The following is a 17735-nucleotide window of genomic DNA, read 5'->3' as shown; positions in this document are numbered from 1 at the left end:
GACCACTGTACAAACGCAGAGGACCGCCGGGCGCCACGGGACGCGGCGCAGGACGGGTCTGCTCAGATCGCCAGCTTCTTCAGCTTGCGGCGCTCACGCTCGGACAGCCCGCCCCAGATGCCGAAGCGCTCGTCGTTCATCAGCGCGGCCTCGAGGCACTCGGTGCGCACGTCGCAGGACAGGCACACCTTCTTGGCCTCGCGGGTCGACCCACCCTTCTCCGGGAAGAACGCCTCGGGATCGGTCTGCGCGCACAGGGCACGCTCCTGCCAACCCTCGGTGTCGATCTCGGGTTCGAGGAGGAAAAGCTCTCTCATGGTGCACGCCCTTTCGACCCTGCTGGTGTGGTTCCGACCCAGCGCCGAGAGGGTGGGGACCCGAACGACACTGTGGGAATTACATGCCTGTCGTGCCACGGAAGTCAAGCCCGGATCTGCTATGTGCAGAACCCACCCGGCACAGTAGGCACATGCGTAAGATCACCGTGCTCTCCGGGGGCATCGGCGGCGCCCGGTTCCTCCAGGGCCTGCTCCACCTGCTCCCCGACGCCGACGTCACCGTCGTGACCAACACCGCCGACGACCTGTGGGTCCACGGCCTCAAGGTCTGCCCCGACCTCGACACCGTGATGTACACCCTGGGCGACGGGATCGACCCCGAGCGCGGCTGGGGCCGCCGCGACGAGACGTGGGGCGTCAAGGAGGAGCTCGCAGCCTACGGGGTCGAGCCGACCTGGTTCGGGCTCGGTGACCGCGACGTCGCCACCCACCTCGTCCGCACCCAGATGCTCGAGGCCGGCTACCCCCTCACGGCCGTCACCGAGGCGCTGTGCCGCCGGTGGCGGCCGGGCGTACGCCTGCTGCCGATGACCGACGACCGCGTCGAGACCCACGTGGTGGTCGCCGACCCCGACGCGCCGAGCGGGCGCCGGGCCGTGCACTTCCAGGAGTACTGGATCCGGCTCCGTGCGGCCGTCCCGGCCGAGCAGGTCGTCGTCGTCGGGCTGGACGACTCCTCCCCCGCCCCCGGGGTGCTCGAGGCGCTCGCGGAGGCCGACGTCGTCCTGCTGCCGCCCTCGAACCCGGTCGTGTCGGTGGGCACGATCCTCGGCGTCCCCGGCGTGCGGGACGCCCTGCGGGCGACCGCGGCCCCCGTCGTCGGGCTGTCGCCGATCGTCGGCGGGACCCACGTGCGGGGCATGGCGCGTCAGATGCTCGAGGCCGTCGGCGTCGAGGTCAGCGCCGCAGGGGTGGGCCTGCACTACGGCTCCCGCGCCGCGGGCGGGGTGCTCGACGGCTGGCTGGTCGACACCGCCGACGCCGCCGACGCCGAGCGCGTCTCGGCCGCCGGGCTGCCGGCCCGCGCGGTGCCGCTGATGATGACCGACCTGGAGGCGACCGCCGCCATGGTGCGCGCCGCCCTCGACCTGGCCGCCGCGGCCCCGGCCCGCGGGTGACGCCGGGCGGCTCCCTGGAGGTCCACGCCCCGGACGGGACGCCGGAGGTCGCGGCCGGCGACGACCTGCTCGGCCTGGTGCTCGCCGTGCTGGGGCACGCCGGGCTGGACCTCGCCGACGGCGACGTCCTGGTCGTCACCAGCAAGGCCGTGGCCAAGGCGGAGGGCCGCGTCGTCGACGGGACCCGGGAGGATCACCTCGACGCCGAGACCGCCCGCCTGGTGGCACGCCGCGGACCGACCCGGATCGTGCGCACCCACCACGGGCTGACCCTGGCCGCGGCCGGGATCGACGCCTCCAACGTGGCCACCGGCCGGGTCGTCCTGCTGCCCGTCGACCCCGACGCCACCGCCCGCCGCCTGCGCGAGGACGTGCTCGCGCGCACCGGACGCACCGTCGGCGTGGTGGTCACCGACACCGCCGGCCGCGCGTGGCGTGAGGGCCAGACCGACATCGCCGTCGGTGCCGCCGGCCTGGTCGTCCTCGACGACCACGCCGGCCGTACCGACGCCCACGGCAACCCGCTGCTGGTGACCGCGCCGGCGGTGGCCGACGAGCTCGCCGGAGCCGCCGAGCTCGCCCAGGGCAAGCTGCACGCCCGCCCGTTCGCCGTCGTGCGCGGCCGGGCGGACCTCGTCCTCGCCGCCGGGGACCACGGCCCCGGCGCCCGGGCGGTGGTGCGGCCCGAGGGCGCCGACCTGTTCGGCTGGGGCGCGCGCGAGGCGGTCGTACGGGCCGTGCGCGGCGCCGCGGACGACGCCGCCCCCTTCGGCGTGCCCGCCGACGTCGAGGACCTCGCCGCCGCGCTGGCGGTCGCCCTGGGCGACGGTGCGGTCGTCCGCCCCGCGGGCCCGGACCTGCTGCACCTCGACGCCGACCCCGACCGCGGCGACACCCTCCTCGAGGGCGGCGTGCACGCGGTCGCCTTCGCCCACGGGTGGACCGCCGACCGTGGCGCGGGGGGCAGCACGTACGCACTGCGCCCGCGGTCCGCCGGCCCACCGGCGAGTCCGTAGACTCAGCCGCGGATCCCGAGCGAGCCGCCCGTCGGCGCGCCCGGTCCCGTGACCGCGGCGGGCCACCTGCTCACCCGTCCCGCCCCCACCAGACCCGGAGGTGCTCCGCGCCGTGGCCAAGTCCACCAAGAGCCAGAAGACCGACCGCAAGGCCAAGATCGACGCGCTGACCAAGAAGCAGCGGTCCGCCGAGCGCGGCCGGGGCCTGGCCATCGTCGTGGTCTGCGTGGTCGTCGCGCTGCTGATCGTGGGGGCCGCCGCCTACCGCCCGATCGCGAACTGGTGGGAGCTGCGCCAGTTCGAGGACGTCGAGCTGGCCTCGCTCGGCGCCCCGGTCAGCGCCTGCGGCGAGGTCGAGACGAAGAAGGCGAACGGCAACCAGGAGCACGTGCCCGACGGCACGCCGGTCGAGTACGAGGAGAGCCCGCCGGCGTTCGGCGCGCACTACAACACCCCGGACACGATGGACCGCAAGCTCTACACCGACGACGACCGCCCGGACCTGCGCGAGCTGGTGCACAACCTGGAGCACGGCTACACCTTCGTCTGGTACGACGAGACGATCGCCGCCGACGACGAGGCGATGACCGAGCTGCGCGCGGTGGCCAGCCAGTTCCCCGGCACCGACAACTACCGCTACAAGTTCAAGGCCGTCCCGTGGACCGAGGAGGACGGCGACCCGTTCCCCGACGGCCAGCACGTCGCCCTGACCCACTGGTCGGCCGGCGGCGCGGGCAACACCGAGGTCAGCGACCAGCTCGGCGCGTGGCAGTACTGCTCGGAGTTCTCGGGCGAGGCGCTGTCCTCGTTCATGGAGGAGTACCCCTACTTCGACTCCCCCGAGCCGAACGGCGGCTGAGCCGCTCGGGTCAGGTCGGCACGGCTCAGGTCAGGTCGGCACGGCCCTGCTCGACGAGCCGGGCCACCACCTGCTTGACCTCCTGCGCGCGGGCCCGGGTGGTGACCAGCAGCGCGTCGGGGGTGTCGACCACGACGACGTCGTCGAGGCCGACCACCGCGACCACGCGGCCGCCCGCGGGCACGACCAGGCCGGTGGTGCCGATCGCGGTCACCAGCTCCTCGTCGCCGAGCACCCGCGGGCCGTCGGCGGGCTCGGGCAGCAGGGTGGCCAGGGAGTCGAAGTCGCCGACGTCGTCCCAGCCGAAGGTGCCGGGCACCGTGGCCACCACGCCGGCGTCGGCGGCCGGCTCGGCCACCGCGTGGTCGAGCGCGATCCTCGGCAGCGCGTCCCAGCCCTGCGCGAGGCGGTCCTCGAGCCCGTCGGTGCCCCCGGCGGCCAGGGCGCGCAGGTCGCGGGCGAAGTCGGGGTGCCAACGGGCGAGCAGATCCAGCAGGACCGTGGGGCGGACCACGAACATCCCGGCGTTCCACCGGTAGCGGCCGCTGGCCAGGTAACCACGGGCGACCTCCTCGGACGGCTTCTCGACGAAGGCCTCGACCCGGTAGCCGCCCGAGCCCGGCAGGGCCGCCCCGACCTGCAGGTAGCCGAAGGCCGTGGAGGCGAAGGTCGGCTCGATGCCGATGGTGACCAGCCGGTCGCCGCGAGCGACCTCGGCCGCGGCCGTCACGGCGGCACGGAAGGCCGGTTCGTCGGTGATGACGTGGTCGGCGGCGAAGGAGCCCATCACGGCGTCCGGGTGGCGCTGCTCGAGCAGCGCCGCGGCCAGGCCGATGGCGGCCATCGAGTCCCGGGGCGACGGCTCGGCCAGGACCGCGGACGGGGCGAGGGCCTCGAGCTGCCCCATTACGGCGTCGCGGTGGGCGGCGCCGGTCACGACGAGGAAGCGGTCCTCGACCAGCGGCGCCAGCCGGTCGTGGGTGGCCTGCAGCAACGAGCGTCCGCTCCCTGTCAGGTCGCGCAGGAACTTCGGCTCGTGGCGCCGGGACAGCGGCCAGAGCCGGGTGCCGGCGCCGCCGGCGGGGACGACCGCCCACAGGTGGGGCACGGCGGAGGACGTGGAGGACATGGCGGCACCCTAGGCTGAGGCCGATGCCTACGACCCCGCCGTCCACCTTCGCCGGCGTGCTCGCCCGCGCCCTGGCCCACGACCCCGGCCGTCCGCTGGTGACGTTCTACGACCACGTCACCGACGAGCGGGTGGAGCTGTCGGTGACCACCTACGCCAACTGGGTCGCCAAGGCCGCCTCGCTGCTGTGCGAGGAGCACGACCTCGAGCGCGGCGACCGCCTGCGGGTGGACCTGCCGGTCCACTGGCTCGGGCCGGTCTTCCTCGGGGCGGCCTGGACCGCCGGGCTGGTGGTGGTCCTGGGCGGCGACGACCCGGCGGACGCCGTGGTCTGCGGGCCCGACGGCCTCGCCCGCTGGGCGCCGCACGCCGACGACGTCCCGGTGCTGGCCTGCTCGCTGCGCCCGATGGGGGTGCGCTTCGCCGAGCCGCTGCCCCCGGGGGTGCACGACGTCGGCATCGAGGTCTGGGGACAGCCCGACGCCTTCACCCCGCTGGACCCGCCCGGCCACCACGACGTCGCGGTCGAGGTCGACGGCGTCGAGCAGACGCAGGGCGACCTGTGGCGGGCGGCCGCCGCCGGGAGTCCCCTCACCGACGGCGACCGCCTGCTGACGGAGACCAACCCGGCTTCCCCACCAGGTCTGGTCTCCTTCACCGAGCCGCTGGTGCTCGGTGGCTCGGTGGTCCTCGTCGCCCGGGCCGACGCGTCCCGGCTCGACGCGACCTACGCCGCGGAGCGGGCCACGGCCCGCGACCGCTGACCGGTCCCGCCGACCTCAGCGGAGGCGGTCGGCGGTCCCGGTGGCCCGGCCAGCAGCCACGCCTCGCCGACGCCCTTGCGGGTGACGGGGAGCAGCCACAGCCGGCCGTCCGGGTCGGTGCCGACCAGGTCGGCCGGCCCCTTGCCGCGCAGGTCGCTGACCCCGACCAGCGAGCTGTAGGTGCCCGGGTCGACGTCCTCGCGCGGGTCCCGTACGCCGGTGGGCTCGACGCCGGTGCCGATGCCGGCGGCCCCGTCGCCGGGGTAGACCTGGAGCACGCCGTCACGGCGCCCGGTCAGGTCGGCACGGCCGTCGCCCGTGACGTCGCCGACGGCCTGCAGGCTGCGGACCTTCGCGAAGCCGCGGCCGAGCGCGACCGGGTCGGCGAAGGAGGCGGTGCCGTCGCCGGCGTGCAGCGAGAGCACGCCCTTGCTCCGGGTGACCAGGTCGCCGGCGCCGTCGCCGTCCCAGTCACCGGCGTTGAGCACGACCGCCGAGGAGGTGAGGTCGAGGCCGGTCTCGACGACCGGGAGGGTCTCGGTCGTGCCCCGGTCGGCCAGCCACACGAGGCGGTCGCCGCGGCGTACGACGAGGTCGGGCCGTGCGGAGCCACCGACCTGGACCCCGCCGGTGAGGCCCTCGCCGGAGCGGACCCGGGCCAGGCGGCCCAGGCCCTCGCCCAGGGTGCCGTCCCCGAGGCCGGGCACCACCACGGTGGTGCCGTCGACGGCACGTCGGACGACGAGGTCGGCGAGCCCGTCGCGGGTGAGGTCGCCCGCCGGGGCGACCGCGTCGTCCAGGGACCAGGTGCCGGGCACGGGGACCGGGGCGTCGTAGCCCTGGCCGTCGGCGCCGGCGCGGAGCCAGAGGCTGCCGTCGCCCTGCTGCGCCAGGAGGTCGGGGTCGCCGTCGCCGGTGAGGTCGCCGGCGGGCAGCAGGCGCTCGAAGCGTGCCCAGCCGAGGCCGAGGCGCTCCTGGGTGAAACCGCCGGCGCCGTCACCGACGAAGGCCACCAGCCGGCTCGTGCCCGTGCGTCGGCCCACGAGGTCGGCGGAGCCGTCCGCATCGGCGTCGCCGACCGCGACGACCAGCTCGTGGGAGGCGTCGGGTCCGCCGGGAGCGGTCGCCGGGGTCGCGAAGACGCCCTTCCCGGCGCCGACGGCGACCGCGGTCGTCCCGTCCGCGTCCCGGGCGAGCAGGTCGGCGCGTCCGTCACCGCTCAGGTCGCGGCTCAGCGACACCTCGGGCCAGGCCGCCCAGTCGCCCTCGATCGCCACGGCCGGGCCGAAGTCGGTCAGGCCACCGGTCGGCACGACCACGGCCTGCTGGTCCGAGGCCCGGCGCAGCACCAGGTCGGGGTAGCCGTCGCCGGTCAGGTCGGAGTCGAGCGGGGCCGCCTCCGGCTGCGGCTCGGGCTGCGGCTCGGGCTCCGGCTCCGGCTGCGGCTCGGGCTCGGGGTCGGCCTCCTGCAGCGCGTTCGCGCCCTGGCGGATCGCCGCCAGCTTCTCGTAGAGGTAGCGGCCGGGGCAGGCGGTCGACCCGGCGTCACGGTGCCCGTTGATCGCGGGGAAGGTGCGTGAGCCGACCTGCTGACGCATCGAGCCGGCGTCGACCCCGTGGATGCCGAGCTTCCAGGCGAACAGCGCGGCGTAGGCGTCCACCATCACCTGCGGCGGGCGGGCGACGTCGAAGTTGCCGATCGCCGACATCGCGAAGGAGTAGGAGTTGTAGTTCAGCGTGTGGGCGCCGACGACCGCGCGCGTGACACCGCCGTACCGGCCCTCCCAGATCCGTCCGAACCGGTCGACGAGGAAGTTGTAGCCGACGTCGCTCCAGCCGCGGCTCTGGGTGTGGTAGGCGTAGATCGAGCGCAGGATGCCCGGCACGTCCTCGCGGTCGTACTCGTTGGCGTTGACGGTGTGGTGGACGAAGCCGGCGTTGACGGTGCCGTACGACGGGGAGCCGCTGCGCAGCCGCTCGTCGGCGCCCCACTGGGCGCGCGAGTAGATCATCGGGCGCGGGGCCGACCCGGTGGCGGCCAGCTCCAGCGCGTCGTCGGTGGTGGCCCCGGCGGCGGAGGCGTCGCTGGTGTCGTCCTCGCCGGCGGTGTCGATCGCAGGCAGCTCGCGGGCGGTGCCCAGGGCCTCCCCCGGCTCGACGACGACCGCGCGCAGGTCGGCCGGGGCGTCCCCGGCGGAGCTGACCCGGACCTGGACCTCGTCGACGTCGCCGACGACGACCGCGTCGGTGCCCGGGCGGGTGCGCAGGTCCTCGGGGGTGCCCGCGTCAGGACCGTGGTCCTCCTCGACCTCCGCCTCGGTCCAGGGCGACCAGGCTCCCTCGGCGTCGCGGTAGCGGACCCCGACGGCGTCGTGGTCGAGCTCGGTACCGGGCGCCCAGGTGACCCCGACGGTGCCGAAGTCCTCGACGGCCAGTGGCTCGCTGCGCACCTGCGTGGCGCCGGCGGCGACCCGGGTGCGCGCGTCCAGCCGGCCCGGCGCGACGCGGGCGCCGGCCGGGGCGGTGAGCTGGTGGTCCTCGACCTCGGCGTCGACCGGCCCCGTCGGGACGGTGGCCGCCTCCACGGCCGCGCCCGGGGCAGGTGCCCGGCCGGTGCCGGGCAGCGCGACGCCGGAGGAGGTCGCCGACGACGCCGGCGCCTCGCGCACGACGTCGAGCGACAGCACGCTCGCGGCCGGGGTCAGGACCGCCAGCACCACGCCGAGCGCCAGCACCTGCTGGCACGCGGAGACGAAACCGGCCCGGGAGCGGGCGGGGGGAAGGGACATCTGGACAGCCTTTGAGCGGGGGAAGAGTCACAGGAGGCTGCAACTTTCACACGCGCCACAGGGCAGCGGAAGGGGAAGTGAGTAACTACAAGCATGTAATTTCCAGTCGACACGCCGTACGGTCCTCATCAATCGGTCCGGCCGCGCGGTCGGGGTGCTGCCAGGACGACGGGTCGCGCCGCCGCCCGTACCGGCCTGCGGGGCCGACCGGGGGGTGACCGTCCGGCCGCCCCGGATGCCCCAGATGCCCCGACATGACGGGCAAGTTTCGAACTTGTCGGCCTTTGCAAAGGCCGACAAGCTCAGAAGTCCCCGGCCGGCCGGGGACTTCTGGAGAGACCGGCCGAGCTAAATGTCGGCGCCGATCTCGTCGTCGAGGTCGGGCTGGCCGGGGTCGTCGTACTTCAGGAACCGGATGCCGGCGTCGACCTCGCCGTCGTAGGCGACCCGGCCCTTCTCCAGCACGATCACCCGGTCGCACATCTTGCGCACCGAGCCGGCGGAGTGGCTGACGTAGAAGACGGTGCGGCCGCTGTGGCGGATCTCCTGCATCCGCTCCAGGCACTTCTTCTTGAACGGCCGGTCCCCCACCGCGAGCACCTCGTCGGCCAGGAACACGTCGGAGTCGACGTGGATCGCGACCGCGAAGCCGAGCCGGGCGTACATCCCCGAGGAGTACGTGCCGACCGGGGTGTCGAGGAAGCGGCCGACCTCGGCGAACTCGACGATGTCGTCGAACTTCGCCTTGGTCTCCTGCTCGGTCATCCCGAGGATGGCGGCGTTGAGGAAGATGTTCTCGCGTCCGGTGAGCTGCGGGTGGAACCCGGCGCCGGTGGCGATCAGGCCCGAGACCCTGCCCCGGGTGAGCACCTCGCCGGAGTCGGGCCGCATGACGCCGATGATCAGCTTCAGCAGCGTGCTCTTGCCCGAGCCGTTGAGGCCCATCAGTCCGATGGACTCGCCCTGCCCGACGGTGAAGGAGACGTCGTCGACGGCCTGGAAGGTGTCGCTGATGGCCCGGCCGCGCGACATCGCGACGGTGATGTCCTTGAGGGTGCGGTGGTAGCGCAGGGTGAAGTTCTTGGTGGCGTGGTCCACCACGATGCTGTCGCTCACAGGCGCTCCGGGATCCGTTGCTCGAGGCGGGAGAAGACCCGCTGGGCGACCACGAGCAGCACCAGGCTGCCCAGCAGGGACCACAGGCCCAGCTCGAAGAGGTTCGCCGGCAGGTGCACCCGGGCGGTCTCCTCGGGGTCCTTGGTCGTCCCGACCCAGAACCCGCGCTGCACCAGCAGCACGGCGTTGGCCATCGGGTTCCACAGGTAGTACTCGGCGGCGGAGCCGAACCGCTCCTGCACCATCGTGTAGGGGTAGATCATCGGCACGCCGAACCGGGTGAAGTTGGTCAGGATGTTGACCGCGCTGGAGAAGTCGCGGAAGAACACGTTGGCCGTGCTGAAGAGCAGCGCGAGGGCCGTCCCGAGCACCATCACGATCGCGAGCGCCAGCGACGCGGCAGCGAACGCCCCGGGGTCCGGGGTGTAGCCGTACAGCAGGCTCACCGCCACCAGGATCACCAGCTGTGGCACCACGTGGAACAGCGAGACCAGCATGGAGGCCACCGGGAACATCTCCCGGGGCACCGCCATCTTCTGCACCAGGGACTTGTTGCGCACGATCGAGCGGGTGCCGGCGTTGAACGTCTCGGTGAAGAAGTGGACGACGATCAGACCGCAGAAGACGTGCACCGCGAAGTTCTCGAACTGCCCGCGCCCGATCACGATCTGCATGATGAAGTAGTAGATGAGGAACTGGCTGAGCGGGTTGATGTAGCTCCACAGCAGGCCCAGGAACGAGCCCTGGTAGCGCGCGCTGATCTCCCGCTTGACCAGCAGCCGCAGCAGGTAGCGGCGCCGGAACACCTCCATCAGGCCGGTGGTGTCCGACGGCGGCCGCAGCGGCGCGTCGACGACGCGCACCTCGGCGCGCGGCTCGCCCTCGGACGCCGCGTGCGGCGTCTCGACGTCAGTCATCCGCCCCGTCCCGGGGGCCGTCGGTCCACGGCTCGAAGGTCCGCTCCCACGCCTCCGGCGAGGTGATCTCGGTCAGGGCCGCCCGGTACTGGGTCGCCAGCCGGGGCCACTCGCGCCGCAGGCGCAGGTGGATCTCGACGGTCTTGGTGAACAGGTCGCGGAACACCTCGGGGTCGCGCTGGTAAAACGCGGCACTGGTCCCGTCGGGCATCGAGACGACCGCCGAGTCGTAGCGCGTCAGCCGGAACCACTGCGCGTCCATGGCCATGATCTCGGCCTCGGCGTAGCGGCGCGACAGCTCGCGCGGCTTGGAGAACTGCCGGATCGGCGAGCGCAGCGCCCGCATCGTGATCTGGCGCGGACCGAGGTGGCCGACGTCGTCGCGACCCTTGCGCGGCGGCTTCTTGCGCTTGACCGTCGGCAGGTCGTCGCGGTCGGTGACCAGGCGGGCGTCGGTGTGCTTCTTGGCCATCGCGCGGATCTCGGGCAGCCGGGTCGCCAGGGTGCGGTGCAGGAACTCCGGGCCTTCGAGCAGGTCGAGCAGCGCCTGGTGGCGGATCTCGACGGTGGAGTACTGCATCGAGACCAGGTGCTTGACCTGGTGGTTGAGGCTCTCCTGGACCATCCGGCCGCCGCTCGGGTACGGCGAGTGCAGCAGCGCGGCCACGAACCGGTTGCGCTGGTGGAAGTAGGACTGCCAGTCCAGCGCATCGTTCTTGTCGGTCCACGGGATGTGCCAGACAGCGGCGCCGGGGAACGACACCGTCGGGTAGCCGGCCTCCTTGGCGCGCAGGCCGTACTCGGAGTCGTCCCACTTGATGAAGACCGGCAGCGACAGCCCGATCTCCTCCAGCACCACGCGCGGGATCAGGCACATGAACCAGCCGTTGAAGTCGACGTCGACGCGCTTGTGCAGCCAGCGCGAGGAGCGCAGGTTGCGGGCGGAGAAGTCCCAGTCGGAGTGCACGCCGGCGGCCGACTGCCACCAGAAGCGCCACGGCTGGACGACCTCGCCCCAGCTGTGCAGGCGCGATCGTGCGTACAGGCTGAACATGTGGCCGCCGACCAGGGTGGGGCGGCGGGCGAGGTCGGCGAAGGTGATGGCCCGGATGATGCCCTCGGGCTCGCAGATCACGTCGTCGTCCATGCACATCAGGTAGGTGGCGGTGCCCTTGCGCACCGACTCCAGCTGGCCCCGGGCGTACCCGCCGGACCCGCCGAGGTTGCCCTGCTCGATGACGCGCAGCACGGAGCCGAGCGCCTCCTGCGCGGCGGGGAACTCCGGGGAGTCGGTGACCAGGTCCTTGCCCTGCTCCATGACCAGGACCTCGTCGAGGTACGGGCGGAGGTCGGCGTCGTCGCCGATCTGGCCGAGCAGCTTGGCGCAGAAGTCGGGGCGGTTCATCGTGGTGATCGCGAGGTCGACCGTTCCGTGCTCGGCGCGCTCCTCGGGCACGTCGGCGGTCCAGCGGGCGTCCTCGACGAGCACGTCGGCGTCGCCGGCGACCACGTCGTACCAGTACCAGCCGCCGTCGACGAACGGCTTGAGCGTGAGGTCCCAGCTGAAGGTCTCGGACTCGGCGCCGCTGGTCGAGGCGGCGTCCACGCGCTGGGAGCGGCCGTTGGCCATGGACTTCATCAGCACCACGGTCGCGCCCGGGCCGCGCACGGTGACGGCGAGGCTCACGGTCTCCACGATCGTCCAGCGTCGCCAGTAGCTGGCCGGGAAGGCGTTGAAGTAGGTGCCGAAGGACAGCTTCGCACCCGAGCTCACCACGACCGAGCGTCGCGAACGGATCTGGTCGGGGTGCAGGGCAGGCGCGGAGGCGCTGGCGCTGCCCATGGCCGCCGAGACCGCGTCGCGCATCCGCCGCGACATGCCGCCCTCGTCGCCGTCGACCTCGACGGCGGCGGGCTCGGTGTCGACGTAGAGCGAGACGACGTCGCTGTCGGAGCCGTCGGGCAGCACCTGCTGCTGGATCAGGCGGCGCACGGTGGGGCCGACGGTGCCCGCCGGGGCGGGGCTCGTCCCGGTGCCGGGGCCGGTGCTGCCGGCCGTGGTGTCGGTGATCGTCACTCGTCCACTCCTCCGCTGGCCCAGGCCGCTCCGTCGGAGAAGTAGGGCTTCAGCTTGTTGTCGAACATCGACAGCGCCGACCCGATGGCCATGTGCATGTCGAGGTACTTGTAGGTGCCGAGGCGACCGCCGAAGAGCACCAGCGGCTCCTTCTTGGCCAGCTCGCGGTACTTCATCAGCTTGGCGCGGTCCTCGGCGGTGTTGGTCGGGTAGTAGGGCTCGTCGTCGTCCTCGGCGAACCGGCTGTACTCGTGGACCACGATCGTCTTGCCGGGCAGGTGGGTGCGCTCGGGGTGCAGGTGCTTGAACTCCAGCACCCGGGTCCACGGCACGTCCTGGTCGTTGGCGTTGACCACGCCGGTCCCCTGGTAGTCGTCGACGTCGAGCGTCTCGGCCTCCAGGTCCACCGTACGCCACGACAGCCGGCCCTCGCGGTGGTCGAAGTACTCGTCGACGGGGCCGGTGTAGACGATCGGGACCGTGCCCTTGTACTCGTCGGCCACGTCGAAGAAGTCGGTGTCGAGGCGGACCTCGATGTTGGGGTGGTCGGCCATCCGCTCCAGCCACGCGGTGTAGCCGTCGGCCGGCAGGCCCTCGTGGGTGTCGTTGAAGTAGCGGTTGTCGAAGGTGTAGCGCACCGGCAGCCGGGTGATGATGTCCGCGCTCAGCTCGGTGGGGTCGGTCTGCCACTGCTTGGCGGTGTAGCCCTTGATGAACGCCTCGTAGAGCGGGCGGCCGATCAGGCTGATCGCCTTCTCCTCCAGGTTCGTGGCGTCCGCGGTGGCGATCTCGCTGGACTGCTCGGCGATCAGCGCGCGCGCCTCGTCGGGAGTGAAGGCCCGCCCGAAGAACTGGTTGATCAGGCCGAGGTTCATCGGCAGCGAGTAGACCTGGCCCTGGTACTTGCCGAAGACCCGGTGCTGGTAGTTCGTGAAGTCGGTGAAGCGGTTGACGTACTCCCAGACCCGCTCGTTGGAGGTGTGGAAGAGGTGCGTGCCGTACTTGTGCACCTCGATCCCGGTCTCCGGGTCCTTCTCTGAGTAGGCGTTGCCGCCCAGGTGGTAGCGGCGCTCCAGCACGAGGACCCGCAGGTCGAGCTCGGTGGCGCAGCGCTCGGCGAGGGTGAGTCCGAAGAATCCGGAGCCGACGATGACGAGATCAGGGGTTGACACGGTGGATCACTCTACGGTCGTCGGCGGCTGCTCGCGCATCCGGCGCGCGTCGCGCAGGCCACGGATGACGTTGCGTGCCTCGGCACGACCGCCCCGCAGGGGGCTCAGGGCGACCACGCCGGCGGTCACCAGCCACGGCTTGGCCCGCACCGCGGCGTTCTCGCCGTAGCGCAGGTGGACCGCGAAGAGGTTGCGGTACATGTAGTAGCCCTTCCACCCCGCCAGGTCGTGCTGCTGGTCGAAGTCGAGCTGGCGCACGAGCACCGCGTCACGCAGCGCCCAGATCTTGAACCCGGCCCGCCGGGCGCGGACGGCGAAGTCGACGTCGTCGTAGAAGATGAAGTAGGAGGCGTCCGGCAGCCCGATCCGCTCCACGACGCGGCGGCGCACCAGGAAGCCCTCGAAGGCGACGTTCTCCAGCTCGACCCGCTCGGGCATCGCGGCGCGGGTGCCGTACGTCGTCTCGACCATCGCCGTCTTCGGCTTCAGCGCCCGGGGGTCGCGCAGGTCGAAGCGCAGCGCCGCCTTCTCGCACAGCGCGCCGTGCCGGTCCTCGCGCACGGCCATCAGGCAGTCCTCGTCGGCCTCCATCAGCACCCGCAGGCAGGACGGGGCGGGCACGACGTCGTCGTCCATCAGCCAGAACCGGTCGAAGCCACGCTCGTACGCCGCCCGCAGCCCGGCCCGGAAGCCCCCGGCCCCGCCGACGTTGGTGGGGCTCGTGACGACCTCCAGCGGGAGGTCCCCCCGGGCCACCGCCGCCCGGAGCACCTCGGCGGTGCGGTCGGTGCTGGCGTTGTCGACCACGAGCACGCCGTCGGGTGCGCGCTCCTGCGTGCGCAGGCCGGCCAGCATGCCCTCGAGCAGGTCGGCGCGGTTGTAGGTCACCACGACCACCGCGACGGTCTCGGGCGCCCGGTCCTGGGTGGGTCGTCCCTCAGCCACGCAGGAACCTCCGGTGTCCGGTGAAGTCGCCGCGCAGCCCGTCGCGCATCGCGCCCAGGCTCAGCCGGACGCGGGCGGGGTCGCGCCGGGTGACGGTGTAGAACCACAGCGTCTTGAGCACGAACGCCAGCGCGTGGGGCCACCCGCGGTAGTCGCGGAGGTTGAGCAGGTTGTTGCGCGCCATGCAGTAGTGCTTCAGGTCGCTGGGGCTGTGGTTGTACGTCGTGCGCCCGCCCATCATCGGCGCCCCGAGCTCGCCCACGCTCGGGTGCAGCACGCGCGCACCGACCACGGTCGCGACCCGGCCGCCGGCCCGCTCGGCGCGCAGCCGGTACTCGTGGTCGTCGCCCCAGATGAAGAACTCCGCGCGCGGCAGCCCGATCCGCTCCACCAGCTCGCGGGTGACCAGCACGCCGTTGAACGGGATCACCACGTCGCGGATCAGGCCGTCGACCGCGGCGGCGGCGACGTCGTCCATCCGGCGCACCGTCCGGGTGCCGCCGGGGAGCCGGATCGGGAAGACCAGGCGACCGGGGTCGGCCTCGTCGACGACGACCGGGCCCCAGAAGTCGAGGTCGCCGCGGTGCGCGAGCAGCAGGTCCAGGCAGTCGCGGTCGGGCAGGCCGTCGTCGTCCATCAGCCACACCAGGTCGGCGCCCCGCTCGACGGCCCAGGCGAGGCCGTCGTGGAAGCCACCGGCACCCCCGGTGTTGGTCGGCAGGGTGCGCGCGTGCACGCCGTCGTGGCCGTCGAGCCCGGCCAGGAACGCGCCGGTGCCGTCGGTCGAGGCGTTGTCGAGGACGAGCACCTCGTCGAGCCCGGGGACCTCGGCCAACCGGGCCAGCAGCACCCGCAGGAGGGGCAGCCGGTCGTAGGTCACCACCACCGCCGTCACCCGCACGGCCGCCACCCTAGTCTGGAACCCGTGGACACCGACGCCGTGCTCGAGCTCGTGCAGGATGTCGCGGCCCGGGTGATCACCCCGCGGTTCCGCGCCCTGGACGACGCCGACATCTCCGAGAAGAACCCCGGCGACCTGGTGACCGTCGCCGACCGGGAGGCCGAGGTCGAGATCACCGCGGCGCTGCGCGCGGCGTACCCCGGCGCGGTCGTGCTGGGCGAGGAGGCGTACGCCGAGGACCCCTCGGTGATGGAGCGGTACGCCGCGGCCGACCACGCCTTCACCGTCGACCCGGTCGACGGCACGAAGAACTTCGTGCACGGCTCGCCCGACCACGCGGTGATGGTGGCCGAACTGCAGGCCGGCGAGGTCGTGCGCAGCTGGATCTGGCAGCCGCAGCACGAGGCGGCCTACGTCGCCGAGCGCGGCGCCGGCGCCTGGCGCAACGGCGTCCGTCTCACCCGCCCCTCCCCCGGCCCGGACCCGGCCGCGTGGAAGGTCGCCACCTCGCGACGCGGCTGGGTGGGGCGCGAGCTGCCCGGCCTGGAGGGCACGGCCCCGATGACCCTGACCTGGGTCTGCTGCGGCATCGACTACCCGCACCTGGTGGCCGGCGACACCGACGTCCTGCTCTACTCCGGGGCGCTGCCGTGGGACCACGCCCCGGGCACGCTGCTGCTGACGGAGTCCGGCGGACGGGCCGCCGTGGCCGACGGCCGGGCCTACGACCCGACCCGCCCGCACCGCGCGACCGGCGGCGGACCGCTGGTCTGCGCCGCCGACGAGGAGACCTACCGCCGGGTCGGCGAGGCGCTGGGCACCGGCGCCCTCGACGCGCCCCGCTGAGGCCCGCTCGAGGCCTGCTTGAGGCTCAGCAGGCGGCGCTGAGGTCCTGGGCCTGGTTCGCGGCGTAGCCGTCGGACATCGAGCCCAGCGAGCCGCCGGTGACCGCGGTGGGTGCCTTCTTGCGTCCGCCGCTGCCGACCGACGGCGACGGGGGCTCCTCGGAGCGCTGCACCGCGGCGTCGACCTTCTCGTGGATCAGGTCGATGTCGGGGTCAGCGGTGTCGATCATCGGCGGGACCAGCGACAGCGTCGCGATCTTCTCGTCCTTGGCCTCCATGGCCAGGGACATGAAGGTGTCCAGCTCCGAGACCGGGAGGTCGGTCTGCACCAGCTCGGCCGAGGCGTCGGCGATGGCCGAGAAGTTGCGCACGACCGTCTGCGGGCTGAGCTGGGAGACCATCGCGGCCATCACGCACTTCTGGCGCGCCATCCGGGAGTAGTCGTCGGAGCCGTCGCGGGCCCGGGCGTACCAGAGGGTGTCCATGCCGTCGAGCTCGCGGGTGCCGGTGGGGATGTAGCGCACGACGTCGTCGCCGAGGCCCCCGACCGGGATCGGCTGGCGGACGTTCAGGGTCACCCCGCCGACCGCGTCGACGAGCTCCTTGAACCCCTCGAGGTTCACCATGGCCCAGTAGTTGACGTCCAGGCCGGTGATGCCCTCGACGGCCATCACGGTGGCGTCGATGCCGGGCTGGTCGGACTTCCCGAACAGCTCGGGGCGGTCCTCGGCCCAGGTGGACACGCCGTTGAGGTAGTCCTCCTCGAAGCCGTCGGGGAACTCCTCGTCCATCACACTGCCCTCACGGAAGGGGAACCCCTTCATGTTGCGCGGCAGCGAGACCAGGACCGTCCGCCCGGTGTCGGCGTCGATGGAGGCGACCGTCATCGAGTCCGGCCGCAGCCCGACCCGCCCGGCACCGGAGTCGCCACCCATCAGCAGCACGTTGTAGCGACCGTCGGTGGCGGCGGTGACGATGCCGTCACCGGACATGGTGGTGATGAAGTCCTTCTGCACCCCCATGAGGTGCGCGCCGGTGAGCAGCGTGCCGGCGACCGTGAGGCACAGCACGCCGTTGACCGCGACCACCGCGCGGCGGTGGCCCATCGCCAGGGTCAACGGCTTCCCCAGCCGCCAGGCGTCGATGAACAGCACGGCCCAGAACACCGCCAGCGCCATCAGCACCAGGCGCACGACGCCGAGCAGGCCCGGTTCGGTGAGCATCGTGAAGCCCAGGTCCCGGTCGACCGCGACCGAGACCAGCACGGCCACCGTCACCGCGACGAGCACCAGCCAGGTCCGGAAGGCCGCGAGCCCGAGACGGCGGTTGCCGGCGAGCAGCTGGGCGGAGCCCGGCACCACCAGCGTCATCGCCATCAGGGACAGGGCGCGTCGGAAACGGACGCGCTGGGCCCGCTCAGCAGCGGTGTAGCGCGGGGGACGGGGCGAGCCGGTGGGTCGGGTGGGGTCGTTCGGACGTCGGTTCGCACTGGGGGAAGGCAGCACGTCGGCCAGTATCACCAGTCCCATCCGTCACAGCGCTCCCGACGCGCCGGGCCGGGTCCACCGGGCTGGACGGCCGGTCCGGCGGGGCGCGGCACGGTAGCGTCGCGGCCATGCCTGAGCGCCCGCCCCCCGGAGGCTCCCGTGGCGGCTCCGACGACGGGGCCGACTTCGGGTGGATCTACGGGGACCAGCCCCCCAGCGACCCCGACGCCACCCGGGCCATCCCCCAGCAGCCCCGCCGGAC

General features: G+C 73.0%; 15 protein-coding genes. 5 read left to right on the top strand and 10 right to left on the bottom strand.

Going from position 1 to position 17735, the window contains the following annotated elements:
• Positions 1-62: 62 nt before the first annotated feature.
• Entirely contained in the window at positions 63-317 is a 255-nt protein-coding gene (locus GV155_RS05295; protein WP_160005924.1) for a WhiB family transcriptional regulator, read from the bottom strand.
• Between the two features lie 152 nt (positions 318-469).
• Between GV155_RS05295 and cofD the strand changes: the two genes are divergently transcribed.
• From cofD to GV155_RS05280, 3 genes are all read left to right on the top strand, one after another.
• Entirely contained in the window at positions 470-1456 is a 987-nt protein-coding gene (gene cofD, locus GV155_RS05290) for a 2-phospho-L-lactate transferase (protein WP_160005923.1), read from the top strand.
• Positions 1453-2472 (top strand): coenzyme F420-0:L-glutamate ligase, encoded by a 1020-nt coding sequence (locus tag GV155_RS05285; RefSeq protein ID WP_160005921.1) that lies wholly within the window; start codon positions 1453-1455, stop codon positions 2470-2472. The genes cofD and GV155_RS05285 overlap by 4 nt, the downstream gene beginning before the upstream one ends.
• 112 nt (positions 2473-2584) lie before the next feature.
• Positions 2585-3331 carry a DUF3105 domain-containing protein gene (locus GV155_RS05280; protein WP_160005919.1) on the top strand — a complete coding sequence of 249 codons (747 nt, stop codon included), beginning with the start codon at positions 2585-2587 and terminating at the stop codon, positions 3329-3331.
• Positions 3332-3356: 25 nt separating this feature from the next.
• Here the strand turns inward: GV155_RS05280 and GV155_RS05275 are convergent, their stop codons facing one another.
• Positions 3357-4460, bottom strand: a complete 1104-nt coding sequence (locus GV155_RS05275) for a mannose-1-phosphate guanylyltransferase (protein WP_160005917.1) — start codon at positions 4458-4460, stop codon at positions 3357-3359.
• 23 nt (positions 4461-4483) lie between these two features.
• Between GV155_RS05275 and GV155_RS05270 the strand changes: the two genes are divergently transcribed.
• Positions 4484-5224 (top strand): TIGR03089 family protein, encoded by a 741-nt coding sequence (locus tag GV155_RS05270; protein WP_160005915.1) that lies wholly within the window; start codon positions 4484-4486, stop codon positions 5222-5224.
• Here the strand turns inward: GV155_RS05270 and GV155_RS05265 are convergent.
• From GV155_RS05265 to GV155_RS05235, 7 genes are all read right to left on the bottom strand, one after another.
• Positions 5188-8013: an FG-GAP-like repeat-containing protein gene (locus GV155_RS05265; protein WP_160005913.1), complete on the bottom strand. Its 2826-nt coding sequence runs from the start codon at positions 8011-8013 to the stop codon at positions 5188-5190. The two genes, GV155_RS05270 and GV155_RS05265, sit on opposite strands and share 37 nt — an antisense overlap.
• Before the next feature lie 348 nt (positions 8014-8361).
• Complete coding sequence (locus GV155_RS05260; RefSeq protein WP_160005911.1) at positions 8362-9129, bottom strand: ABC transporter ATP-binding protein; 768 nt, start codon at positions 9127-9129, stop codon at positions 8362-8364.
• Positions 9126-10046 (bottom strand): ABC transporter permease, encoded by a 921-nt coding sequence (locus GV155_RS05255; RefSeq protein WP_160005909.1) that lies wholly within the window; start codon positions 10044-10046, stop codon positions 9126-9128. The genes GV155_RS05260 and GV155_RS05255 overlap by 4 nt, the downstream gene beginning before the upstream one ends.
• Complete coding sequence (locus GV155_RS05250) at positions 10039-12123, bottom strand: glycosyltransferase (RefSeq protein ID WP_236554018.1); 2085 nt, start codon at positions 12121-12123, stop codon at positions 10039-10041. Before GV155_RS05250 ends, GV155_RS05255 begins: the two co-directional genes overlap by 8 nt.
• Entirely contained in the window at positions 12120-13295 is a 1176-nt protein-coding gene (gene glf, locus GV155_RS05245) for a UDP-galactopyranose mutase (protein ID WP_160005907.1), read from the bottom strand. The genes GV155_RS05250 and glf overlap by 4 nt, the downstream gene beginning before the upstream one ends.
• 6 nt (positions 13296-13301) lie before the next feature.
• Positions 13302-14240, bottom strand: a complete 939-nt coding sequence (locus tag GV155_RS05240; RefSeq protein ID WP_160005905.1) for a glycosyltransferase family 2 protein — start codon at positions 14238-14240, stop codon at positions 13302-13304.
• Complete coding sequence (locus tag GV155_RS05235) at positions 14233-15141, bottom strand: glycosyltransferase (protein ID WP_236554016.1); 909 nt, start codon at positions 15139-15141, stop codon at positions 14233-14235. The genes GV155_RS05240 and GV155_RS05235 overlap by 8 nt, the downstream gene beginning before the upstream one ends.
• A gap of 24 nt (positions 15142-15165) precedes the next feature.
• Between GV155_RS05235 and GV155_RS05230 the strand changes: the two genes are divergently transcribed.
• On the top strand, positions 15166-15987 hold the full coding sequence (locus GV155_RS05230; protein WP_160005901.1) for an inositol monophosphatase family protein: 822 nt from the start codon (positions 15166-15168) through the stop codon (positions 15985-15987).
• Positions 15988-16012: 25 nt separating this feature from the next.
• Here the strand turns inward: GV155_RS05230 and GV155_RS05225 are convergent, their stop codons facing one another.
• Positions 16013-17362, bottom strand: coding sequence for an LCP family protein (locus GV155_RS05225; protein WP_236554014.1), 1350 nt, complete (start codon positions 17360-17362; stop codon positions 16013-16015).
• Positions 17363-17735 lie beyond the last annotated feature (373 nt).

Origin of the sequence: Nocardioides sp. AX2bis (genome assembly GCF_902506435.1) — a bacterium.
Lineage (GTDB): Bacteria > Actinomycetota > Actinomycetes > Propionibacteriales > Nocardioidaceae > Nocardioides.
The sequence above is the reverse complement of the archived record's forward strand: the minus strand, read 5'-3'. Positions and strand labels throughout refer to the sequence as shown.